Origin of the sequence: Streptomyces sp. NPDC006529 (genome assembly GCF_040611795.1) — a bacterium.
Classification (GTDB): Bacteria; Actinomycetota; Actinomycetes; order Streptomycetales; family Streptomycetaceae; genus Streptomyces.
In genome coordinates, this window is the sequence record NZ_JBEXPB010000014.1 from 106,063 (window position 1) to 128,413 (window position 22,351).

Genomic DNA, 22,351 nt, shown 5'->3' on the forward strand with positions numbered 1-22,351 from the left:
TCAGGAGGCCAGGATGTTCGAGGGGGTGGGGAGCAGCGGGCGCTCCGCTCCCGTGAGGACGATCAGCAGGTCGCTGTCCGCGTCGAGCGACCCTTCCTGGGCGCTGCGCATGGCGCCGGCGAGGCAGGCGGCCGCCGCGTAGCAGGCGTCGAAGCCGAGGGACTCCAGGAGGCCCTTGGCCATGTGCATGTCGGTCGTGCGGGCCGCGACCAGGGCGCCGTTGGTGTTCAGGCACATGGCGCGCATGTAGGGGTAGGTGTTCGTCGGGTCGCCCCGCTGGATGGCGTGCGCCAGTCCGTTGGGGTTGGCGACGATGTCCTCCTCGGCGACCGTGGCGCGACCCGCGTTCCAGGCGCTGACCATCGGGGAGCAGCTCTCCTCCTGTACGCCGATGAAGGCGGGGAGGTTGTCCATGAGGCCGATGCGGTGGAGTTCGACGGCGCCCTTGTAGCCGCCCAGCAGGCCCATGCCGCTGCTGATGGCCTGGAAGACGTGCGTGGGAGCGGTCGGCATCTGCTGGTACGCCTCGATGTAGGACATCTTGAGGCCTTCGCGGCGGGCGTAGTTGAAGAAGCCGCCCTCCCAGTAGTAGCCGTTCGCCTTGGCGAACTTCTGGGCCGCCGCGCCCGCGCCGACGAAGGTGTCGGCGACGGCGTGCGTGGTGATGCGCGGGTGGTCCGCGTAGTTGAGGCGGTAGGCGAACTGCTCGCCCACGAAGATGTGCAGCTTGAAGTCGCGGACCAGGTTCATGGCGTTCGCGTAGGCGGTCGAGCTGTTCCCGGTGGACGCCATGACGAACTCGTCCACGCCGATGCCCTTGAAGCGGCTCAGCGTGGCGGACGCGATGCGGTCCTTGGTCGAGCGCGTGGGATTGCGCGACTCGTCCTTGATGTGCACGGACCGGACGCCCAGCAGCCGGGCGAGCGGGGGCACGCTGGTGCAGGGCGTGTTGCCCTCGCCCAGCCAGGTGAGGTTCTCCTCGTCCGCGACGGGGAGGACGTCCTTGTAGCGCCGGAGCGGGTTGGGGTCCTCGTCGAACGGGCGGATCTCCGCGCGGTCGAGGGGGTACAGCACCTCGATCGCACCCTTGCACGCGGAACACCGGTTCGTCCGGGCGTCCGCTTCCTTCTCGCAGTCGAGGCACAGGTGCAGCGGGCCGTCGGCCAGCGCGCGGTTGGCGTAGAGCTTCTGATAGTCGAACATTAAGATTCCCCCGAACCCTTGTCTTCTCGCGGACGCGTGGCGATGGCCGTTCCGGCAGTCAGCCCGAGCGCGTGGCCATTTCGGAGAACGGGTCCCTCGACAAGGATGTTGTAATGATTCGGCATGTGCGTCTCGTCGAATCCGCTGATGGTTCCGAGCGTACGCCCGGCGCAAATCAGTTCGTCCCCGACGGCAAGTACGCCCGATGTGTCGAAAGCGGCGAAGCCGTAATATTCGACGTGATCGACGGGAAATTCAGGGCCGGGTCCCACGTTGATGAACTCGTGGACCTCGCCTGCGCGGATGCACCGCGTTTCCCATTTCGACGGCTTTATGGCGCGATCGTAACGGGTGTGGTCCATGACCGCAATCCAATGGAGCTGCAATGATTCTCTGCTGGAGAACAAATCGCTTACTGCTTCCTCGTACTCGGCTGGTCCCACGCCGAGGGACCGTGATGGAAACGGGAACCGAACCGGCTCGACGCGGTGACGCGCCGGTACAGCGAGATCGGAACGAATACCGTGACGAATGCCAGGGCTGCTGCAATGCGCATGGGGCCGGTCCTTTTCAGTCGAGCGGAATCTCGTCGCGCCAGTCGACGGCTTCGGCGAAGGGCGGCTGGTCGTCCTTGTGCAGCACGTGGCCGCCCAGGACGAGCACGTCCATCCCGGTGCGCATGAAGCAGCGGTAGGCGTCCTCGGGGGTGTGCACGATGGGTTCGCCGCGCACGTTGAACGAGGTGTTCACCAGGACCGGGCAGCCGGTGGCCGCCTTGAAGGCGCTCAGCAGCTTCGCGAAGGGCGCGTTGTCGCGCTCGGTGACGGTCTGCACCCGCGCCGAGAGGTCCACGTGGGTGATCGCGGGCAGTTCGGAGCGGATCTCGCCCAGGCTGCCCAGGCCGCGGCTGGGGCCGCCGGGCCGCAGCGCCGCCTCGGTCTTGATGCGGTCCGCGACTTCGGCGACGACCAGCATGTACGGGCTGTCGCCGACGAGGCCGAAGTAGTCCCCGGCGTCCTCGGCCAGCACGGCGGGCGCGAACGGGCGGAAGGACTCGCGGAACTTGATCTTGAGGTTCATCCGCTTCTGCATTTCCAGATCGCGCGGATCACCGATGATCGACCGCGCGCCGAGCGCCCGCGGACCGAACTCCATGCGCCCCTGGAACCAGCCCACCACGGCGCCGTCGGCCAGGTGGGTCGCGACCTCGTCGTACAGCTTGTCCTGCCCGTACGACCGGAAGACGTAGCCGTTCTCCGTGAGGAACCGCTCGATCTCCTCGTCGGAGAAGCCCGGTCCGAGCAGCGCGCCGGACATGCCGTCGCCGCCGCCGTTGCCGCCGCCGTCGGCGAGGTGCGGCCGGCCGTGCGTCGCGATCGAGTGGTCCAGTGCGGCGCCCAGCGCGCATCCCGCGTCACCGGCGGCCGGCTGGATCCACATCCGGTCGACGATGCCGGAGCGGCTCAGCACCCCGTTGGCGACGCAGTTCAGCGCGACGCCGCCGGCCATGACGAGCGAGCGCTCGCCGGTCTGCTCCACCGCGGCGCGCGCGAGCCCGAGCACGATCTCCTCGGTGACCACCTGCACGGAGGCCGCCAGGTCGCAGTGCCGCTGCTCCAGTTCGCTCTCCGCGTCCCGGATCGGGGCGCCGAACAGCTCCTCGAAGCCGCGTCCCACCATGCGCGTTCCCTGGTGGAACTCGAAGTACTTCATGTTGAGCGTGAACGAGCCGTCGGGGCGCAGGTTCACCAGCTCGCGGCGGATGAGGTCCGCGTACTTCGGCTCGCCGTAGGGCGCCAGGCCCATCAGCTTGTACTCGCCGGAGTCGACCTTGAAACCGCAGTAGTAGGTGAACGCCGAGTACAGCATGCCCACGGAGTGCGGGTAGGAGACCGAGTTGACCAGTTCGAGCGAGTTGCCGCGCCCGTGCCAGATCGTGGTGGTCTGCCATTCGCCCACGCCGTCGATGGTGAGCACGGCCGCGTTCTCGAACGGCGAGGGGTAGAACGCCGACGCCGCGTGCGAGCGGTGGTGCTGCGAGGCGACGGCGCGCGGCGCGGCGCCGCGTCCCAGCGCGTCCAGTTCGGAGTTCACCCGCTCCAGGACGTTGCGCTTCCAGCTCAGCCACTCGGGGAGCACGGCCGAGAACGGGCCGATCCCGCGCGGGCCGGCGCTGGCGAAGGAGGACAGTACGCGCCCGAACTTCAGGGACGGGTCCTCGTAGTACACGACCGCGTCGAGGTCGGCCAGGGAGATGCCGGCGTGGTCGAGGCAGTAGGCGATCGCGGCGCTCGGGAACGCCGGATCGTGCCGGATGCGGCTGAATCGTTCCTGCTGCGCGGCGGCCACGACGACGCCGTCGCGTACCAGCGCGGCCGCGCTGTCGTGGTAATAGGCCGAAATTCCCAGTGTATATACGGACATCAGGACACCCCCACCGGTGTGTGATGGAACAGCGACCGGCCTTGCGATCGAGGTTTCCACAGCGTTTTCTGGAATCGGTTGCCGATGAGATCGGCGAATCTGGACGGCAGCGGGGCGAGTGACTCGTAGCCGACCCGGACCCGCTCCCATTCGGCGGCGGACTCGGCCGGGCCCGACAGCTTCGCCACCGTGCGCATGTGCGTGTCGATCGCGTCGGCGGCCCAGGCCGAATGGCCCGTGGACACGTTGTCGATCGTGTTGTGCAGGTCGACGAAATGCGTGGAGAAGCCGTAGTGCTTCAGGAACGTCCGCGCCGTGCGGTAGCTCCCGCCGACCCCGGAGAGTTCCATGGCCAGGTTCATGCCGAGGATTTCCGGCAGGAACGTGTGCGGCAGCTTCCCGAGGCACAGCCAGTAGACCGGCCTTTCGAGCGATTCCTCCCGGAACCGGGTGTCGTAGGCGAACTCCCTACTGCCGGTCGGGGCCAGCTCGATGCCCATTTCGCGCAGGACGTCGCGGTAGATCTTGGGATGGTTGATCTCGATGTCGCCGTTGCCCAGTTCGTCCCAGTAGGTCTCGAACAGGGGGAAGCCGAACCGTGTGGTGGCGAGCCCGGCATCGGTGAACCCCTGCAACCAGGAGCCGTCGATCAGCGTCAGCGGCGCCAGTTGCAGCGTGGAGTCGATGACCTCCTCGCGGCTGGGCATCCCGTTCGACCTGCTGGTCTCGAACTCGGCGCCGTGCTTGTCGTGCTTGTCCAGCAGCCAGGGCCGCAGACCGGCCGACGTCCAGCTCTCCGGCAGCGACCGGTCCGTACGCCCCACCGACAGCTTCGCCCGGGCCAGCCAGCGCTTCACGTAGCGCAGGGCGAACGCGCGGGTGGCCGGAGCCAGCGCCCGGCCCTGCAGGACGAAGTACGCCTCGCGGATGTCACCGGGCGCCACCCCGTCCTCGGGGGTGCCGGCCGCTTCGAGGGCGTCGAGGTCCTGGACCCGCGGGGCCGGGGCGGCCGGGGGCAGCGCGGGCCGCGGTTCGGTGTCGGCGAGCGAGTCGATCCACTTCGAGATGATCTCGACGTCGTCGGGCGAGAAGACCCGGAACATCGGCCCCTTCGGACCGATCAGGCCGTTCACCAGCGAACTGCGCTCCGCGCGCCCGGGCTTGACCATGCGGGTCGCCGCCAGCTCGCGCAGCAGCGGAGCGGGGTCGGACTGCGCGCGCTCCAGCAGCTCGGAGAGCGTGCCGTCGCCCATCGGGAAGTCCTGGTGGTAGACGGCGCCCTCCCGGGCGCGCTCCCGGATCAGCTGCTCCATCGCCCGCCGGGGATCCAGCGCGGCCGCGGCCTCGTCCAGCAGCAGCCGGTCCCACGCGCGCAGGGCGTTCAGCATCCAGGCCGCACCGCGCTCCACCGCGCCGCGCGCGTCGGGTCCCGCCGCGCAGAACTTCTCGGCGATGCCGCGCGAGACCTCCAGGGGCTCGCAGACGTCGGTCGCGCCGGTGGACCGCGCCAGGTCCAGGCGCGCCCGTTCGCTGCGCGCGCCGTCACTGCCGGCGTCGCGGCCGCCGCTGCGGTCATCGCCGCCGTCGCCGCCGTCCGGGCCGAGCACGGACCAGCAGGGCAGTGCCCCGGCCGTCCGCATGACCAGGTCGATCCCCGCGAGCAGCGGCGCGAACGCGTCGCTGCGCCGGGTGAGCGCGAACAGGGTCGCGGGCAGGGCGAACATGTGGTCCCGGATCTGCCGTTCGGCGGCCAGTTCGGCCGCTTCCACGGCCAGTTCGGGCCGGCCGTACCGCGTCGCGAGCATCTTGAAGGCGTCGAAGCGCGACGACCGGGGCCCGCCGACGCCGATGTCGTCGGCGAACAGGGCGAGGATCCGCAGGTGGACCTCGTCCTCGAAGACGCCTGGTGCGCTCATCCCCTGGAGCCACGCCCCGAGCGTCGAGGCGAGCGGGGCGGACTGCCTGAGCACGGCGTGCGCCAGGGCCGCCGATGAGCCGGAACGGCCGGCCGTGGCGGCCAGTTCCCGGTAGGCGCCGGACTGTTCGTCCGCCCATGCCCGCACCGCGTCGAGCGTGTCGGACAGGTTTGGAGGGGTGGCCTCGGGATCGTCGGATGCGACCTCGGCCATGAGTGTGCGAATCGTGGTGCTGCCCAGAAACAGTTCCGGGTCGACACACCGGCGGTACGTCTCACGCCACATTAAATGCCCTTGCTGTGTTCGGCCGATCCTAGAACATGGGATAGATCGAGGTGTCCGTCTTCTTGGGCTTGTTCTTCCGCCCGAAGATCCGGCTGATGATGGACTTGATGAACGACATGCGAAAACCTTTCGCTAGATGTTTTCCAGGATCTTGCGGGCCACGAAGTCATGACCGTTGTCGGTGAGGTGGATCCGGTCGATGAACAACCAGTCGTCCGCGGCAGCCGATTGCGTCATGACCGGGCTGAAATTGACGAAGTCGATGCCGAGGTTCTTCGCCCCCTGCTCCAGCTTCGCCGCGTATTCCACGTTCACTTCGCGGCTCAGGATGTCGCCGTACATCGCGGCGAAGCCACCCATGCGTTCGAGCTCGTCGAAGATGAGTTCCTCTTCCCGGCTGCCCTTGTCCCGCACCCAGCCGGACAGGGGCTGGAGAATGTAGGTGATCTTCGCGTCCCAGGTGGAGGCGAGCGCCTTCCAGGCGTCCAGGTGCCGGATCGTGAGTTCGGCGGCGTAATCGATCTGCTCGGTGATGCTGGGCACCACCGGCTCGGCGACCGCGGCGGGTTCCTGCTTCTTGCGGAACAGGTTCTTCACCGACGGGCCGGCGGCCTTGGGTTCTTTATGCCGTCCGAGCATTTCGTTGTACATGTTGTACTGGAAGAACGTGCCGTGGTCCTCGTTCCTGACCTGCGGCATCCGCGCCAGGCTCAGGTTGTTGAAACCGGAGAACAGCACGATCTCGTCCACCTTGGGGAGCAGGTGGCGGTAGAGGGTGAGCAGCAGCAGCTCCTGCGTGGAGTTGAAGCTGCGGCCGCCGAAGTTCAGCCAGGTCTGGTCGCGGGGGTCGTGGACGTTCAGCCGCGAAGGCAGCGTCCAGGCGTCCGAACTGGCGCCGATGCCGAAGACGGTCGAACTGCCCGCCAGCAGGCGTACCGACTCGGAATCATGGTGGTCGGCCGCCGAATAGCTGCGGTCTCCGTGGGTGGCGTACCGAAAACCTACGGAATCGGTGTTCACCACGTCCGAGCTGTAGGACTGCGGGTGGAAATACAGCAGGTGCGGAAGCCAGCGTATCTCCCCCTTGCTCGTGAACTTCTCCTCGTAGCCCCGCAGGTACGGTGCCAGCTCGGTGCGGATACTCACAGGTGCTCCTCAGGCCATACGAGACCTTCGTCGAAAATGTGCAGGAATATGCAGGGTGTGCGGGCACGTGCAGGAACGCGCCGGAACGTGCGGGAAAATTATTCGAGTTCGAGGCGGATCGATTTCACGAGTCCGTCGTACGTCCGCGCGAGCGCGTCGTCGCTGTCGGCGGTGAAGAGGACGTGGCCGTGCGACTGCCAGACCCGCGGGGGCACGTCGACGGCGTCGCCGACCGTGCGGTAGACGGCGAGTTCGTGCACACTGGGGTCGAGTTCGGCTTCCCGCACCCCGGTGATCGCGCTGATCCTTCCGGCCCTCTCCGCGAAGAACAGGTAGAACCCGGTCGGGACCGGCTCGGGGCGGGGCGTGAGGTCCGGCGTGCGGCCGGAGGCGACGTCCAGGACCGCGGACACGAGGTCGACACCGGTGCTCAGCAGGACCGACTGGTAGACCGGGCCGCCCCCGATGCGCGCCGCGGTCTCCAGGATCTTCGGAGTGCCGTCGTCCTGGATCCGGAATTCCGTGTGCGTGGCGCCCGTGGTCACGCCGATGGCCCGGTGGGCCGCCTCGACGAGTTCGGTGACGCGCTGCTGCACTTGTGCCGGAAGCCGACTGGGGGTGGTGTAGTGCACGTCCGCGAAGTAGGGGCCGGTCGAGGGGAGCGGCTTGTCGTGGATGGCGATCACCCGCGCCCGGCCGTCCACGACGATCGACTCGACGCTGATCTCCGCCCCGGGCAGGTATTCCTCCAGGAGGACCGCGCCGGAGTAGGCGCTCACGACCCACGCGTAGAGCGGATTGTTCTCGATTCCGGCCCACGCGCCCCGCTGGATGGTGGCGAAGTGCTCGGTGAGTTCGTCGATGTCGTCCACCCGGCGCAGGTAGCCGGTGTCGTTGTCGACGAGCGGTTTCAGCACGAGGGGGAAGCCGATGCGCGCGGATTCCGTCAGCGCCTCTTCCAGGGTCCTCGCGAGGCCGTAGGCGGGCTGCGGGACGTTCTCCGCGCCGAAGGCCCGGCGCATCGCGTACTTGTCGCGCACCGTACGGGCCGCGTGTTCGCCGATGAAGGGCAATCCCAGCTCGGCCGCCACCGCCGCGGCGGCCGGCACGCTGTGGCCGACGAAGGCCGCCACGGCGCGAATCGGTTCCGGTTCCGATGCGGCGAGTTCACGGACCGCGGAAACCGTGGCCTCGATGTCCGAGGTGTCCACCGGCAGGACGACATCCGCGAATTCGGACTCCCACGTGGGGTTCTTCACGATCAGCAGAAGGCGCTCGCCGTGGTCTTTCGCATATTTCGCGGCACGTGCCAGGTGGGTGCGGCGGCTCGCGTTGGATGTGTGGAGTATAAGAATGCTCATTCTTTGTCTTTCCATGCATCGCGAGGACAAGACAGCTGCGGCCGGGCATACCAGGAGGAACTCCGCACCGAGCTGTGCCCGGGGTCTCTCAGGATTGCGGGCCGATGGCGGACGATCTCCGCTCGGGACGCCCTTTCGGCACACGCGGTCGCCTTTGACCGGGGCGGGCGGCGGGGAAAATCGGTCTGGCCGGCTCCCGGACTCCGCAGATCAGCATGTATCCCTGATCGCAACCATTCAAAACTTTTATCCCCCCTGTCCGCTTTCAGTGCATGCAAGATCGCTGAACGTTCGCAATCTAACCACACGTTCGCGCCATGGCGAACGACGGCTCGCGTCACGGAGGTTGGGGACGGAGTCTGTCAAGTAGGGGCATTCAAGGGCGAGATGTGTGAAGGTTGCGGCGGCCAAAATTTTCCCCATCTGGGGCGGTTTGAGCGCCGAGTAATTTTCCATCCGTAATTCCCCGGATTGGCCTTGTGCACAGGGGTGTTCACCACCGGTCCTCCTTCGCGGAGCGGCAGCGCCCCGCACGCCTTCCACCTGCGGCGAAGGCGGCAGCGGGCTCGGCGACGACCGGGTACGGGACCGCCCGGCGGGGCCGCCCACGGACCCCCGGGGCGGGCCGGGCAGGGGCGGAGCGGGCCGGGATCATCCCAGACCCGCCGGCCGAGCGGGTACCGGCGGGAACAGGCCGCTCGCCGACTCCCCCTGCAACCCCTCAACTTCCTTGCGGGCAGGTCTGTCCGGGTGAAAGGAAGCGCATCATGACAACGTTGTTTTCGGGGGTCGCGAATACGCAACTCCCGCGCACTGAACGGAAACTGACGCTCAGTGGAAAATCAGCACCTCTGCACGAGGATGAACCCTTGGCGACATCTCCTCGGCGGACACGTGTCCTACGGCACAAAACGAAATGCGCCGGACCCTTCGCAGGGCCCGGCGCATTGCTCGAACGGATCAGGAACGGACGTACAGCGCCGACCGGCCCGCGTAGAGGGCCTGGCCGCCCAGCTCCTCCTCGATACGGATGAGCTGGTTGTACTTGGCCGTACGGTCCGAACGGGACAGGGAACCCGTCTTGATCTGGCCGCAGCCCGTCGCGACCGCCAGGTCCGCGATGGTGGTGTCCTCGGTCTCGCCGGAACGGTGCGACATGACGACCGTGTAGCCCGCCTTGTGGGCGGTGTCCACGGTGGTGAGGGTCTCGGTGAGCGAACCGATCTGGTTCACCTTCACCAGGATGGAGTTGGCGATCCCGTCGCGGATGCCGTCGTTCAGCCGGTCCACGTTGGTGCAGAACACGTCGTCGCCGGTGAGCTGGCACTTGTCGCCCAGCACCTGCATCAGCAGCTTCCAGCCCTCGAAGTCGTCCTCCGCCATGGCGTCCTCGATCGAGGAGATCGGGTAGCGGGAGACCAGGTCCGCGAGGTACTGCGCGTGCTCCTCCACGGAGCGCTTCTTGCCCTCGCCCGCGTAGTCGTAGAAACCGTCCTTGTAGAACTCGGACGTCGCCGGGTCCATGACCAGGGTGATGTCCTCGCCGGGCGTGTACCCGGACTTCTCGATGGCGTCCACGACGAACTGCAGCGCCTCGTCGGAGGTGCGCAGGTTCGGGGCGAAACCGCCCTCGTCGCCCACCCCGGTGCTGTGGCCGGCGTCGGAGAGCGACGTGCGCAGGGTGTGGAAGACCTCGGAGCCCATCCGCACGGCCTCGAAGAAGTTCTCCGCGCCGATCGGCGCGATCATGAACTCCTGGAAGTCCAGGGCGTTGTTGGCGTGCGCGCCACCGTTGATGATGTTCATCATCGGCACGGGCAGCAGGCGGGCGCCCGACCCCCCGACGTAGCGGTACAGCGGCACGCGGTGCGCCGCGGCCGCCGCCTTCACGGTGGCGAGCGAGACGCCGAGGATGGCGTTCGCGCCCAGCTTCCCCTTGTTGGGGGTGCCGTCGAGCGCGATCATCACCTCGTCGACCAGCGCCTGGTTCTCCGCCTCGACCCCCACGAGGGAGTCCGCTATGACGCCGTTGACCGCTTCGACCGCCGTGCGAACGCCCTTGCCGTGGAAGCGGGAAGCGTCACCGTCACGGAGTTCGACGGCCTCGTTGGCGCCGGTCGACGCCCCGGAGGGAACCGCCGCACGGCCCACCGACCCGTCCTCCAGGAGGACATCCACCTCGACGGTCGGGTTGCCCCTGCTGTCCAAGACTTCGCGTCCGACAACTCGGGTAATCGCAGTCATCATGCTCCTTCATTACTGATCGGCGCCACGGAGCCTTCGCTTATGTCCAAGACTTCTCGGACATAAAAACCAATCCCCCATGAAAGCCACGCCCGTTGATTCGGATGTTGACATCTTCCCACGCCCCCGTCTCACCCCTCGGGCACCTGTGAAGCACACAAACCGCCACCAGGCGTTCAGGGAATAGCCATGGAGCGCAGCCGACCCCCCTCGGAAGCGCGCCAATTTCCTTTCACGCGGGGGATCTCCCGCTTCCCAGCCGGAGCCCCTACTTCGCGAAGTGCCAGGTGACCTTGATGTCGCCGCCGTCCCTGGGGGCGAGGGCCGAGAAGGCGCGGGGCGTCAGGTCGAGGCCGTTCTTCGGCGTGGTGGGAGCCGCGTCGACCACCCGCACGGTCACCGACTTGCCCTTGTACGTGACGACGACCTTCAGCCCGCAGTAGGCGTTGCGGCCGTGTCCCCCGGATTCGAACACCCTGTGGTCGAGGGCGACGGACATGTCGTCGTCCCCGATGCGCTCCCCGCACGCCCCGGCGACGCCGTCCGGCTGGAACCAGCCCGCCATTCCGGTGAAGTTGCCCTTGGGCGGCCTCACCGGCTTGCCCGGAGCGGGAGGGGTCGTCGAGACGCCGGGGTCCGGGGCGACGGTGGAACCGGGCGGTGCGGTGGGGGTGGAGGTGGGCTCCACGGGCCGCTCCGTGGAACTCGGCGCGGCGACGACGGCGCGGGTCTCCTCCGCGGAGGCGGAGGCGGAAGCGGTGGAGGTGGGCTCCACGGGCTGCCCCGTGGTACTCGGCGCGGCGACGACGGCGCCGGTGTCCTCCGAGGCGGAGGCGGTGGCGATGGTGACCAGGGCGGCGGAACCCACGGCCAGGACGGCCGTGGCCGCAGTGATGGCGATTCTTGCTCTCATCGCGCCACGATGACGAACGCTGCTAACACTCCCCTAACGTCCGGTCAACGCTCGATGATCACCCCCAGCGTAAGCTGCGGGCCGCTACCGTGCGGCCATGACCACACTGCCCGACTGGATGCGCCCGCCGCGCGCGGAAGGCTGGTTCGCGGAGGACCTCGACCGCCTCCCCGAGGCTCCCCGCCACACCGAGCTGATCGACGGAGCCCTCGTCTTCACGCTGTGGCCCCCAGAGGTCTTGGCACGGCCGCCTCGTCACCGCCCTGACCACCACGCTCATGGCGCAGGCGCCGTCCGGCTTCGAGGTCGAGCGCGACATGACGATCCGCCTCGATGCCCGGAACCGCCCTGAGCCGGATCTCCTGCTCGCCGACGTGCCCTACGATCCCGACCGCACCTGGTTCGCCCCCGAGAACGTCCAGCTCGTCGTCGAGGTCGTCTCCCCCGAGTCCGCCCATCGCGATCGCACGGTAAAGCTCCGCAAGTACGCGGAGGCCGGCATCCCGCACTACTGGTGCGTCGAGGACGAGCACGGCGCACCCGTCGTCCACGTCTACGAACTCGACCTACCCACCCGCGCCTACGCCCCCGCCGGGATCTTCCGCGGCACCCTCCAGCGCCCCGTTCCCTTCGAGATCAGCCTGGACCTCGACAAGCTCACACCGCCCCGAAGCAGTCTCGGCGATCAGTAGTGGTACCGGGCGGCCAGGAGGACGATTTCCTTGTCCGTCACCAGGTAGACGAGGCGGTGCTCGTCGTCGATCCGCCGCGACCCCACCCCGGGCAGGTGGTACTTCAAGGGTTCCGGCTTGCCGATCCCTGAGAACGGGTCACACTTGACGTCCTCGATGAGCTTGTTGATCCGGACGAGCATCTTGCGGTCGTTCTTCAGCCAGGACGCGTAGTCCTCCCAGCCCTGATCCTCGAAGACAAGCCTCACGCGGCACCCGCACCTGCGTCCGCCTAGTCCGGATCGATCAGCTCGCGCTCCGACACGTTGATGTTGGCCAGGGCATTCTCGTACGCCTTGAGCAGCCGACGGGCGTTCGCCGGTGAGCGCAGCAAGTACGAGCCCTCGCGCAGCGCCGCATAGTCCTCGGCCGAGACGAGCACGGCGTTGCCGTGCTTCGAGACGATCTCGATGGCCTCGAACCGTCTTCCGCCCGGAGGCACAGGCCGAGCTCCGGAAGATCCCTCGCGACATGGCTCTGCGCATCCTTGCCGAGCTGACCGAGCTGGAGACCGACCCCTTCGGCTTCAACACCACCGCACTCGTCTCGCAGCCCGAGCGCCGCCGCCTGCGCACGGGCGGCGACTACCGCGTCGTCCACACGCTCGACGACGGGGAGCTGGTGATCTGGCCGTCCATGACGAAGGGGCCGGACTCGCCAGAGTCCGGCCCCTTCCGATCTGCACGACCGACTACACGTTGAAGCGGAACTCCACCACGTCGCCGTCCTGCATGACGTAGTCCTTGCCCTCCATGCGGGCCTTGCCCTTGGCGCGGGCTTCGGCGACCGAGCCGCATTCGACCAGGTCCGCGAAGGAGATGACCTCGGCCTTGATGAAGCCGCGCTGGAAGTCCGTGTGGATCACGCCGGCCGCCTCGGGGGCGGTGGCGCCCTTCTTGATCGTCCAGGCGCGGGTTTCCTTCGGGCCGGCCGTCAGGTAGGTCTGGAGGCCCAGGGTCGTGAAGCCGACGCGGCCCAGGGTGGCCATGCCCGGCTCTTCCTGGCCGACCGACTGGAGGAGTTCGAGGGCTTCCTCGTCGTCCAGTTCGATCAGCTCCGCCTCCAGCTTGGCGTTCAGGAAGATCGCCTCGGCGGGGGCGACCAGCGCGCTCTGCTCCGCCTTGAAGGCGTCGTCCGTCAGCTCGTCCTCGTCCACGTTGAAGACGTAGAGGAACGGCTTGACGGTCAGCAGGTGCAGCTCGTGGAGGAGGTCGCCCTGCTCCGTGCCCTTGGTGATGCCGTGCGAGAAGAGGGTGTCGCCCGCTTCCAGGATCTTCTGGGCCTTCTCGACCGCGCCGAGGACCGCGACCTTCTCCTTCTGGAGGCGGGACTCCTTCGTCAGGCGCGGCACCGCCTTCTCGATCGACTGGAGGTCGGCGAGGATCAGCTCGGTGTTGATCGTCTCGATGTCGTCCTTCGGCGAGACCTTGCCGTCGACGTGGACGACGTTCTCGTCGGCGAAGGCGCGGATGACCTGGCAGATCGCGTCGGACTCGCGGATGTTCGCGAGGAACTTGTTGCCGAGGCCCTCGCCCTCCGAGGCGCCGCGCACGATGCCCGCGATGTCGACGAAGTCGACGGTCGCCGGGATGACCTTCTGGGAACCGAAGATGCCCGCCAGGACGGCGAGGCGGGCGTCCGGGACGCCGACGACGCCGACGTTCGGCTCGATGGTGGCGAACGGGTAGTTGGCCGCCAGCACGTCGTTCTTGGTCAGGGCGTTGAAAAGGGTCGACTTGCCGACATTCGGCAGGCCGACGATTCCGATCGTGAGCGACACGTTGGCGACTTCCCGTAGTGGAGGGGGCTGGCCCGGGTACGGGCCATCGGACAGTTTACTTTCCGATGCGCGCCGGTGGATGTACGCGTGTCCAGGCACCCGTCCGGGGCCCGCGCCGCCTAGCTTGGTCCAGTGGAGCGAGACAGGATGCGATCGGCATATCACCCGCAGCGACAGCCGGCGGCGGCGCGGCGGCCCGCCGCCGTACCCCCGCAGGCCGGCGGGCCCCGGCCCGGACCGCGGCCCGGCCCCCGGGTGGCCCGGCGGCTGCCGCGGCCCCGGCTGACCGGGCTCGGCGGCGGGCTCTTCGCCTGCGCCGCGATGGTGCTGGCCTCCGGGATCGACTGGCTGCTCTTCGACGCGTCGTTCCTCGGGTACGGGCTGCTCTTCCTGCCCGTCGCCGCCGCGACCGCGCTCTGGGTGCGCCCCGCCGACCTGGTCACCGCGCCGATCGCCGCCCCGATCGCCTTCACCGCCGGGGTCTGGCCCCTCGCGGGCGGCTCCGGCGGCTTCGGCGGTCAGCTGATGGGCGTGGTCACGGCGCTGTCCCTGCACGCCGGGTGGCTGTACGCCGGGACCCTGATCGCCGCTCTGATCGCGGTGGTGCGCAAGGCCGTGCTCATCGGACGGCGGCGCACCCCGCCCCGCCGCGTCGCCTGACGAAGCCCCGCCGCACAGCCCGACCCGCCCCCTCACGTGAGCAGACCGCGCCCCCTCACGACGAGGCGGGCCGCGCCGCCATCGCCGCGCCCACGATCCCCGCGTTGTTCTGGAGGGTCGCGGGGACGATCTCCGCGCGGATGCCCTCGATCAGCGGCAGGAACTTCTCCGGCTTGCGGCTCACGCCGCCGCCGAGGATGAAGAGGTCCGGCGAGAACAGCATCTCCACGTGGGCCAGGTACCTCTGCAGCCGGTGGGCCCAGCGTTCCCAGCTGAGGTCGCCGTCCTCCTTGGCCTTCACCGAGGCGCGGCTCTCCGCGTCGTGACCGCGCAGTTCCAGGTGGCCCAGTTCGCTGTTGGGGACCAGGTGGCCGTCCGTGAAGAGGGCGCTGCCGATGCCCGTGCCCAGGGTCAGGAGGATGACCGTACCGCCGCGGCCGCGGCCCGCTCCGTACGTCATCTCCGCGACGCCCGCCGCGTCCGCGTCGTTCAGGACCGTGACCGGGAGGCCGTCCAGGCGTTCCGAGAGCAGTTTCGCGGCGTCCAGGCCGACCCAGCCCTCGTCCACGTTGGCGGCCGAGCGCGTGATGCCGCCGGTCACGACCCCTGGGAAGGTGACGCCGACCGGGCCGCTCCAGTCGAAGTGCCGTACGACCTCCGCGACGCATCCGGCCACCCCGTCGGGAGTGGCCGGATGCGGTGTCAGTACTTTGTGGCGCTCCTGCGCCAGGTCGCCGCGGTCAAGGTCCACGGGAGCGCCCTTGATCCCGGAACCGCCGATGTCCACACCGAAGATCTGCATGGACCCACCGTACGAAAAACAGCGCGGCGGGGTGAGGTGACCCGGCCCAGGGGGGCGGCTAGCCGCCCGCGAGCAGGTTCGCGGCCTCGGTGCGCAGGTCGCGGCGCAGCTCCTTCGGCAGCGAGAAGACGATCGACTCCTCGGCCGTCTTGACGATCTCCACGTCGGCGTAGCCCCGCTGCGCGAGCCACTCCAGCACTTCCTCGACCAGGACCTCCGGCACCGAGGCGCCCGAGGTCAGGCCGACCGTGGTGACGCCCTCCAGCCAGGCCTCGTCGATCTCGCTCGCGAAGTCCACGAGGTGCGCGGCGCCCGCGCCCGCGTCCAGGGCGACCTCGACCAGCCGGATCGAGTTCGAGGAGTTCTTCGAGCCGACGACGATGACGAGGTCGGAGTCGGCGCCCATCACCTTGACGGCGGCCTGCCGGTTCGAGGTCGCGTAGCAGATGTCGTCGCTCGGCGGCGAGACCAGCAGCGGGAACTTGGTCTTCAGCGCGTCGACCGTCTCCATCGTCTCGTCGACGGAGAGCGTGGTCTGCGACAGCCAGACGACCTTGGACTCGTCGCGGACGGTGACCTTGGCGACGTCCTCGGGGCCGTCGACGATCGTGATGTGGTCCGGGGCCTCGCCGGAGGTGCCGATGACCTCTTCGTGGCCCTCGTGGCCGATGAGGAGGATGTCGAAGTCCTCGTTCGCGTACCGGACGGCTTCCTTGTGCACCTTGGTGACCAGGGGGCAGGTCGCGTCGATCGTCGCGAGCTTGCGCTCGGCGGCCTCGTCGTGGACGACGGGGGCCACGCCGTGCGCCGAGAACATCACGATGGAGCCCTCGGGGACCTCCTCGGTCCGCTCGACGAAGACGGCGCCCTTCTTCTCCAGCGTCTGGACGACGTACTTGTTGTGGACGATCTCGTGCCGGACGTAGACCGGGGCGCCGTACTGCTCCAGCGCCTTCTCGACGGCGATCACGGCGCGGTCGACGCCCGCGCAGTAGCCGCGCGGGGCGGCGAGGAGGACACGGCGGGAAGCGGCAGCAGTCATGGCGTCCATCGTACGGGGGTGTCCAACAGGCCGGACGTCGCCCGTTCGGCAGAGACTGGACCGAAAGCGTGTCCACAGCGTCGCTCGGAGGGCGGATGGTGTCCGGTACGGATCGCGATACGGATGCCGCCGCGGAGGCCGGCCCGGCGCCCGACGGCGCCCCCGAGGGGCGGCTGCGGCGCAGTCTGGGCTTCCGCGACCTGGTCGTCTACGGCCTGCTCTTCATCGCGCCGATGGCCCCGGTCGGCATCTTCGGCACCCTCGACGCGAAGTCGCACGGCGCCGTGGCCCTGGTCTACCTCGCGGCCACCGTCGCGATGGCCTTCACGGCCTTCTCGTACGCGCAGATGGTGCGGGTCGCGCCGCAGGCCGGTTCGGTCTTCACCTACGCCCGCAAGGGCCTGGGCGAGGGGGCGGGGCTGATCGCCGGGTGGATGGCGATGCTCGACTACCTGCTGATCCCGGCGGTGGCGTACCTCTTCTCGGGGATCGCGATGAACGCGCTGGTGCCCGAGGTGTCGCGCTGGGTGTGGACGGCGCTGGCCGTGGTGATCACCACGCTGCTGAACCTGTGGGGCGTACGGGCGGCGGCGCGCGTCGGCTTCGCCGTGCTGGCCCTGGAGATCCTGGTCCTGCTGGTGTTCCTGGTCGCCGCCGTGACCGCACTGGTCCAGGACGGCGCGCGGCGCGGCTGGCTCTCCCCGCTGACCGGGGACGGCTCGCTCGGCTTCTCGCTCGGGGCGGTGGTCGGGGCGGTGTCGGTGGCGGTCCTGTCCTACCTGGGGTTCGACGCGATCGCCTCCTTCGCGGAGGAGGTGACGGGCGGGAGCGCGAAGGTCGCGCGGGCGGTGCTCTTCTGCCTGGCCCTGACCGGCGTGCTCTTCATCGCCCAGACCTATCTGGCGGCGCTGCTGACCCCGGTGTCCGCCGCCGAGCTGGCGGCGGAGCCGGCGCTCCAGGGCCCGGCGTTCTACACCACCGCCGAGTCGGCCGTGGGGCCCTGGCTGCACGACCTCGTCGCGGTCAGCAAGGCGATCGGGGCGGCCTTCGCGGCGCTGGCCGGGCAGGCGGCGGCCGGCCGGCTGCTGTTCGCGATGGCGCGCGACCGGCGGCTGCCGCGGGCACTCGCGCGCACCTGGGGCGGCACCCCGCGCCCGGCGCTGCTCGTCGCGGCGACCGTGACGCTGGTCGCGGCGCTCTGGGCCGCCCGGCGCGACGACGGGCTCGACCACCTGGTCTCCGTCGTGGACGTCGGGGCGCTGGTGGCCTTCACCCTGCTGCACGCCTCCGTGGTCGGCTGGTTCGTCGTACGCCGCTCCGGGGGCGCCCCGCGCTGGTGGCAGCACCTGGTGGTGCCGGTCCTCGGCGCGGCGGTGACGGTCGCGGTGATCGTCGGGGCGTCGCCCACCGCCCAGTGGGTGGGCGCGCTCTGGCTCGCCGTGGGGCTGGTGGTGCTGGTGGCACAGCGGGGGCGGCGCACGGGCGCCGGACCCGGCGCGTGATCCGACGGAGCCGACCCGGTCCGACGTGACGGAGCCGACCCGGTCCGACCTGACGGACCCGGCGCACGACCCGCCGGAGCCGTCGGCTCTGTCGGTCCCGGCGGCTAGCCTGCGTGCATGGGTCTGAATTCATCGCCGGAGACGCCACTGCCCGTCGGTCGGGTGTCCCGCCTGATCGGGGGCTGGATCGACCGCCTCGGCCAGGTGTGGGTGGAGGGCCAGATCACCCAGCTCTCGCGGCGGCCGGGGGCCGGGGTGGTGTTCCTGACGCTGCGCGACCCGTCGCACGACATCTCGCTGAGCGTGACCTGCTTCCGGCAGGTGTTCGACGAGGTGGCGGACGTCGTGTCCGAGGGCGCGCGGGTCGTGGTCCTGGCCAAGCCCGAGTGGTACGCGCCGCGCGGGCAGCTGTCGCTGCGGGCCACGGAGATACGGCCCGTGGGCATCGGCGAGCTGCTGGCGCGGCTGGAGAAGCTCAAGCGGTCGCTGGCCTCCGAGGGCCTGTTCGCGCTGGACCGCAAGAAGCCGCTGCCGTTCCTGCCGCAGCTGATCGGGCTGGTGGTGGGGCGGGCCTCGGCGGCCGAGCGGGACGTCCTGGAGAACGCGCGCCGCCGCTGGCCGGCCGTCCGCTTCGAGGTGCGCAACGTCGCGGTGCAGGGCGTCCACGCGGTGCCGCAGGTGATCGAGGCGGTCAAGGAGCTGGACGCGCTGCCCGGGGTCGACGTGATCATCGTGGCGCGCGGCGGCGGCAGCGTGGAGGACCTGCTGCCCTTCTCCGACGAGGAGGTCGTCCGGACGGTGGCCGCGGCCCGCACTCCGGTGGTCTCGGCGATCGGGCACGAGCCGGACTCGCCGCTGCTGGACCTGGTGGCCGACGTACGGGCGTCCACGCCGACCGACGCCGCGAAGAAGGTGGTCCCGGACGTCGGCGAGGAGCTGGAGCGGGTACGTCAGCTGCAGGGCCGGGGGCTGCGCGCGGTGCGGGGGCTGCTCGACCGGGAGGAGCGGGGGCTCGCGCACGCGCTGGGCCGGCCGGTGTTCGTCCACCCGCAGCGGATGGTGGAGACCCGGGAGGACGAGCTGGACGCGCTGCTCGCGCGGTCCCGGCGGACCCTGGGCCACCTGCTGGACCGCGCCGAGTCGGAGCTCTCGCACACCCGCGCCCGGGTGGTGGCGCTGTCCCCGGCGGCGACGCTGGAGCGGGGGTACGCGGTGCTCCAGCGGGCGGACGGGCACGTGGTGCGCTCGCCGGAGGGGCTGGGGGCGGAGGAAGTGCTGCGCGCGCGGGTCGCGGAGGGCGAGTTCACCGTCCGCGTCGCGGGCGCCGGGGGCGGCGCGGACGCCGGATAGGCGACACGCTCCCGCAATGTTTTCGTTGTGTCACGCAGATAAGATCGGAGCGGGGAATGGCTGAGGCCGGTACGGCGCTGGGGTACGAGCAGGCGCGCGACGAGCTGATCGAGGTCGTGCGCAAGCTGGAGGCGGGCGGCACCTCCCTGGAGGAGTCCCTGGCCCTCTGGGAGCGGGGCGAGGACCTGGCGAAGGTCTGCCGGAACTGGCTGGAGGGCGCCCGCGCCCGGCTGGACTCGGCGCTGGCGGAGCGCGCCGAGGACGGCGCGGCGGGCGGCCCCGGCGGGGACGACGCCTAGCCGCGGCGGCGACGGGGGCTGTGAGGCCGGTCACCGCAATACCCGAGTAGTTGAAATTTAAATCTCTTGGGCGTACCGTCGGTGTCATCGCTTCACCCCCGTATTCGTATGGAAGAAGGCTTTCCGATGTCCCTCGTTCTTGACGCCGCCGCCCAGGACCTCCTGTTCCGCGAGGCCCGTACCGCCAACTCGTTCTCCGACGAGCCGGTGACCGAGGAGCAGGTCCAGGCGATCTACGACCTCGTCAAGTTCGGCCCGACGGCCTTCAACCAGACGCCCTTGCGCATCACGCTGGTCCGCTCCCCCGAGGCCCGCCAGCGCCTGGTGAAGCACATGGCCGAGGGCAACCAGCCCAAGACCCTGGCCGCCCCGCTGGTCGCGATCCTCTCCGCGGACAACGAGTTCCACGAGGAGCTGCCGGCCCTGCTCCCCGGCTTCCCGCAGGCCGCGGACCTCTTCTTCACCGAGCGCCCGGTGCGCGAGCAGTCCGCGCTGGTGAACTCGGCCCTGCAGGCCGCGTACTTCATCGTCGGCATCCGCGCCGCCGGTCTGGCCGCCGGTCCGATGACGGGCCTGGACTTCGCCGGTGTCCAGAAGGAGTTCCTGGACGCCGACCACACCCCGCTGATGGTCATCAACATCGGCAAGCCGGGCGAGAACGCCTGGTACCCGCGCTCCCCGCGCCTGGAGTTCGACCAGGTCGTCACGACCGTCTGAGCCCAGCGCCGCGCCCCCGCGCCGCAGAATGCGAGAAGGCCGCCCACCCCGGTTTCCCGGGGCGGGCGGCCTTCCGCGCGTCGTGGGCGCGGCCGCCCGGGCGGCCGCGCCTCAGCCGCCCTGCTTGAACTCCAGCGCCGCGGCCAGCTCGCCCAGCTCCTCGAAGGAGCCGGTGCCGGTCACCACGGTCACGTACCCCTGCTCCCGGCGCACCAGGGCGTCGTACTTCGGGCCGTCCCAGCGCTCGTAGGTCAGCTCGCCGACCCGCTGCGTCGCCCCGGTGGCCCCGGCCTTCTGGGTGACCTTCTCCACGTACTTCTGGGAGGTGTCGCTCGACTGCTCCACCGCCGCGTACTGGCCGCGCGGGTCGAGGAGGCCCAGGTGCCAGGCGTTCGCGGCGCGGCGGTCGTACGTCACCGAGGTCGCGCGCCACTCCTTGCCCAGCCCGACGGGCGAGCCCACGGGGTACGGCGCCGCGCGGCGGGCCGTGAGGGTCTCGATCCGGTAGTCCACGACCACGGTCGGGTCGGCCTTGTCGTCGTGCGGGACGGCCAGGTAGATGCCCCCCACGACCACGCCGATGACCGCCAGCGACCGGACCATGTCCCAGATCGTCTGCTTGCCTTTCATGCCTGCCACGCCACCATCGTCCCGCATCGCGGTACGCGATCATCACCAGGGTCGCCCCGGGAGGCCGGGCGGCCGGGTGCGCGGCGGGCGCGAACCGTCCGCTCGGGCCAATCCGCTGACCGATATACCGCTCATACGTGCCCCGCCCTGCTCAATTTATCGACGTACCGATAGAGTTCCAGCACCCTCACTTCCGGCCGTCGCCGTACAGAAAGGTGCGCTCCGATGACCGAGCACAACCTGCCGCCCCAGCTCGAAGTCTCTCCGGAGGCACCCGACCGCAACCTCGCCCTGGAGCTCGTCCGGGTCACCGAGGCCGCCGCCATGGCCGCGGGCCGGTGGGTCGGGCGCGGTGACAAGCTCGGCGCCGACGGCGCCGCGGTCAACGCCATGCGCACCCTGATCTCCACCGTTTCGATGAACGGCGTCGTCGTCATCGGCGAGGGGGAGAAGGACGAGGCCCCCATGCTCTTCAACGGCGAGCGGGTCGGCGACGGCACCGGCGCCGAGGTCGACATCGCCGTCGACCCGATCGACGGCACCACCCTGAACGCCAAGGGCATGCCGAACGCGATCGCCGTCCTGGCGGCCGCCGACCGCGGGACCATGTTCGACCCGTCCGCGGTGTTCTACATGGAGAAGCTGGTCACCGGCCCCGAGGCCGCCGACTTCGTCGACATCAACGCACCCGTTTCGGTGAACATCCGGCGCGTCGCCAAGGCCAAGAACATGGCCGTCGAGGACGTCACCGTGGTCATCCTGGACCGCCCCCGCCACGAGGGCATCGTCAAGGAGATCCGCGAGACCGGCGCCCGCATCAAGTTCATCTCGGACGGCGACGTCGCGGGCTCGGTCATGGCGGTGCGCGAGGGCACCGGCGTGGACCTGCTCCTGGGCATCGGCGGCACTCCCGAGGGCATCATCTCGGCCTGCGCGATCAAGTGCCTCGGCGGCACCATCCAGGGCAAGCTGTGGCCGAAGGACGAGGCCGAGCGCCAGAAGGCCATCGACGCGGGCCACGACCTGGACCGCGTCCTGCACACCAACGACCTGGTCTCCGGCGACAACGTCTTCTTCGTCGCGACCGGCATCACGGACGGCGAGCTGCTGCGCGGCGTCCACTACCGCTCGGAGACGGCCACCACCTCGTCGCTGGTCATGCGCTCGAAGTCGGGCACGATCCGGCAGATCGACTCCACCCACCGCCTGTCCAAGCTGCGGGCGTACAGCGCGATCGACTTCGACCGCGCCCAGTAGGCCTGCGACCGGCAGGACAAGGAGGGGCGGCCCCCGCGGGGCGGGGGGGTGGGGGTGGTGGGGGGGTACCGGGGGGGGGGGGGGGGGGG

At 69.7% G+C, this 22,351-nt stretch carries 20 protein-coding genes and 2 pseudogenes; 8 read left to right on the forward strand and 14 right to left on the reverse strand.

Features of this window, described 5'->3' with window-relative positions; all coding sequences use genetic code 11:
• The 8 genes from ABZY31_RS13675 to ABZY31_RS13710 all read right to left on the reverse strand — a co-directional run bounded on the left by ABZY31_RS13675 (position 1) and on the right by ABZY31_RS13710 (position 11,492).
• The gene (locus ABZY31_RS13675) at positions 1-1,203 is read right to left on the reverse strand and encodes a pyridoxal-phosphate dependent enzyme (RefSeq protein WP_356408919.1); all 1,203 of its coding nucleotides are present in this window, start codon (positions 1,201-1,203) and stop codon (positions 1-3) included.
• Complete coding sequence (locus tag ABZY31_RS13680) at positions 1,203-1,565, reverse strand: hypothetical protein (RefSeq protein ID WP_356408922.1); 363 nt, start codon at positions 1,563-1,565, stop codon at positions 1,203-1,205. Before ABZY31_RS13680 ends, ABZY31_RS13675 begins: the two co-directional genes overlap by 1 nt.
• A gap of 208 nt (positions 1,566-1,773) precedes the next feature.
• The gene (locus tag ABZY31_RS13685) at positions 1,774-3,627 is read right to left on the reverse strand and encodes a carbamoyltransferase (protein ID WP_356408925.1); all 1,854 of its coding nucleotides are present in this window, start codon (positions 3,625-3,627) and stop codon (positions 1,774-1,776) included.
• Positions 3,627-5,756 (reverse strand): iron-containing redox enzyme family protein, encoded by a 2,130-nt coding sequence (locus ABZY31_RS13690; RefSeq protein ID WP_356408928.1) that lies wholly within the window; start codon positions 5,754-5,756, stop codon positions 3,627-3,629. Before ABZY31_RS13690 ends, ABZY31_RS13685 begins: the two co-directional genes overlap by 1 nt.
• Before the next feature lie 204 nt (positions 5,757-5,960).
• Complete coding sequence (locus ABZY31_RS13695; protein WP_356408930.1) at positions 5,961-6,974, reverse strand: SGNH/GDSL hydrolase family protein; 1,014 nt, start codon at positions 6,972-6,974, stop codon at positions 5,961-5,963.
• Between the two features lie 98 nt (positions 6,975-7,072).
• A complete protein-coding gene (locus tag ABZY31_RS13700; RefSeq protein ID WP_356408933.1) occupies positions 7,073-8,335 on the reverse strand; it encodes an ATP-grasp domain-containing protein in 1,263 nt (420 codons plus the stop codon).
• Between the two features lie 960 nt (positions 8,336-9,295).
• On the reverse strand, positions 9,296-10,579 hold the full coding sequence (gene eno, locus ABZY31_RS13705) for a phosphopyruvate hydratase (protein WP_356408982.1): 1,284 nt from the start codon (positions 10,577-10,579) through the stop codon (positions 9,296-9,298).
• A gap of 268 nt (positions 10,580-10,847) precedes the next feature.
• Positions 10,848-11,492, reverse strand: coding sequence for an RlpA-like double-psi beta-barrel domain-containing protein (locus ABZY31_RS13710; RefSeq protein WP_356408936.1), 645 nt, complete (start codon positions 11,490-11,492; stop codon positions 10,848-10,850).
• A gap of 97 nt (positions 11,493-11,589) precedes the next feature.
• Here ABZY31_RS13710 and ABZY31_RS13715 point away from each other — a divergent pair.
• Positions 11,590-12,184 (forward strand): annotated as a pseudogene (locus ABZY31_RS13715) (Uma2 family endonuclease).
• Here the strand turns inward: ABZY31_RS13715 and ABZY31_RS13720 are convergent.
• Together ABZY31_RS13720 and ABZY31_RS13725 are read right to left on the reverse strand one after the other, a co-directional pair.
• Positions 12,178-12,432, reverse strand: coding sequence for a Txe/YoeB family addiction module toxin (locus ABZY31_RS13720; RefSeq protein ID WP_356408938.1), 255 nt, complete (start codon positions 12,430-12,432; stop codon positions 12,178-12,180). The pseudogene ABZY31_RS13715 and the gene ABZY31_RS13720 overlap by 7 nt on opposite strands.
• 23 nt (positions 12,433-12,455) lie before the next feature.
• Positions 12,456-12,641 (reverse strand): annotated as a pseudogene (locus ABZY31_RS13725) (type II toxin-antitoxin system prevent-host-death family antitoxin); the annotation flags it as partial.
• 41 nt (positions 12,642-12,682) lie between these two features.
• On the opposite strand from ABZY31_RS13725, the gene ABZY31_RS13730 reads away from it, so the two are divergent.
• Positions 12,683-12,925 carry a hypothetical protein gene (locus ABZY31_RS13730; RefSeq protein WP_356408985.1) on the forward strand — a complete coding sequence of 81 codons (243 nt, stop codon included), beginning with the start codon at positions 12,683-12,685 and terminating at the stop codon, positions 12,923-12,925.
• Here ABZY31_RS13730 and ychF read toward each other — a convergent pair.
• The gene (gene ychF / locus ABZY31_RS13735) at positions 12,915-14,003 is read right to left on the reverse strand and encodes a redox-regulated ATPase YchF (protein WP_356408941.1); all 1,089 of its coding nucleotides are present in this window, start codon (positions 14,001-14,003) and stop codon (positions 12,915-12,917) included. The genes ABZY31_RS13730 and ychF overlap by 11 nt on opposite strands.
• Before the next feature lie 147 nt (positions 14,004-14,150).
• On the opposite strand from ychF, the gene ABZY31_RS13740 reads away from it, so the two are divergent.
• On the forward strand, positions 14,151-14,663 hold the full coding sequence (locus tag ABZY31_RS13740; protein ID WP_356408944.1) for a DUF6542 domain-containing protein: 513 nt from the start codon (positions 14,151-14,153) through the stop codon (positions 14,661-14,663).
• A gap of 55 nt (positions 14,664-14,718) precedes the next feature.
• Here the strand turns inward: ABZY31_RS13740 and ppgK are convergent, their stop codons facing one another.
• On the reverse strand, positions 14,719-15,465 hold the full coding sequence (ppgK, locus tag ABZY31_RS13745) for a polyphosphate--glucose phosphotransferase (RefSeq protein ID WP_356408946.1): 747 nt from the start codon (positions 15,463-15,465) through the stop codon (positions 14,719-14,721).
• A gap of 58 nt (positions 15,466-15,523) precedes the next feature.
• Positions 15,524-16,516, reverse strand: coding sequence for a 4-hydroxy-3-methylbut-2-enyl diphosphate reductase (locus tag ABZY31_RS13750; protein WP_356408949.1), 993 nt, complete (start codon positions 16,514-16,516; stop codon positions 15,524-15,526).
• Between the two features lie 59 nt (positions 16,517-16,575).
• Between ABZY31_RS13750 and ABZY31_RS13755 the strand changes: the two genes are divergently transcribed.
• The 4 genes from ABZY31_RS13755 (at position 16,576) to ABZY31_RS13770 (ending at position 20,375) form a co-directional block, all read left to right on the forward strand.
• Positions 16,576-18,009 (forward strand): APC family permease, encoded by a 1,434-nt coding sequence (locus tag ABZY31_RS13755; RefSeq protein ID WP_356408952.1) that lies wholly within the window; start codon positions 16,576-16,578, stop codon positions 18,007-18,009.
• Positions 18,010-18,126: 117 nt separating this feature from the next.
• Positions 18,127-19,359 (forward strand): exodeoxyribonuclease VII large subunit, encoded by a 1,233-nt coding sequence (xseA, locus tag ABZY31_RS13760; RefSeq protein WP_356408955.1) that lies wholly within the window; start codon positions 18,127-18,129, stop codon positions 19,357-19,359.
• 56 nt (positions 19,360-19,415) lie between these two features.
• A complete protein-coding gene (locus ABZY31_RS13765) occupies positions 19,416-19,658 on the forward strand; it encodes an exodeoxyribonuclease VII small subunit (protein WP_356408958.1) in 243 nt (80 codons plus the stop codon).
• A 126-nt stretch (positions 19,659-19,784) separates the two neighbouring features.
• Positions 19,785-20,375: a malonic semialdehyde reductase gene (locus ABZY31_RS13770; protein WP_356408961.1), complete on the forward strand. Its 591-nt coding sequence runs from the start codon at positions 19,785-19,787 to the stop codon at positions 20,373-20,375.
• A gap of 111 nt (positions 20,376-20,486) precedes the next feature.
• Here ABZY31_RS13770 and ABZY31_RS13775 read toward each other — a convergent pair whose 3' ends face one another.
• The gene (locus ABZY31_RS13775; protein WP_356408988.1) at positions 20,487-21,005 is read right to left on the reverse strand and encodes a DUF4245 domain-containing protein; all 519 of its coding nucleotides are present in this window, start codon (positions 21,003-21,005) and stop codon (positions 20,487-20,489) included.
• A gap of 225 nt (positions 21,006-21,230) precedes the next feature.
• Between ABZY31_RS13775 and glpX the strand changes: the two genes are divergently transcribed.
• Positions 21,231-22,262 (forward strand): class II fructose-bisphosphatase, encoded by a 1,032-nt coding sequence (gene glpX, locus ABZY31_RS13780; protein ID WP_354379662.1) that lies wholly within the window; start codon positions 21,231-21,233, stop codon positions 22,260-22,262.
• Positions 22,263-22,351 lie beyond the last annotated feature (89 nt).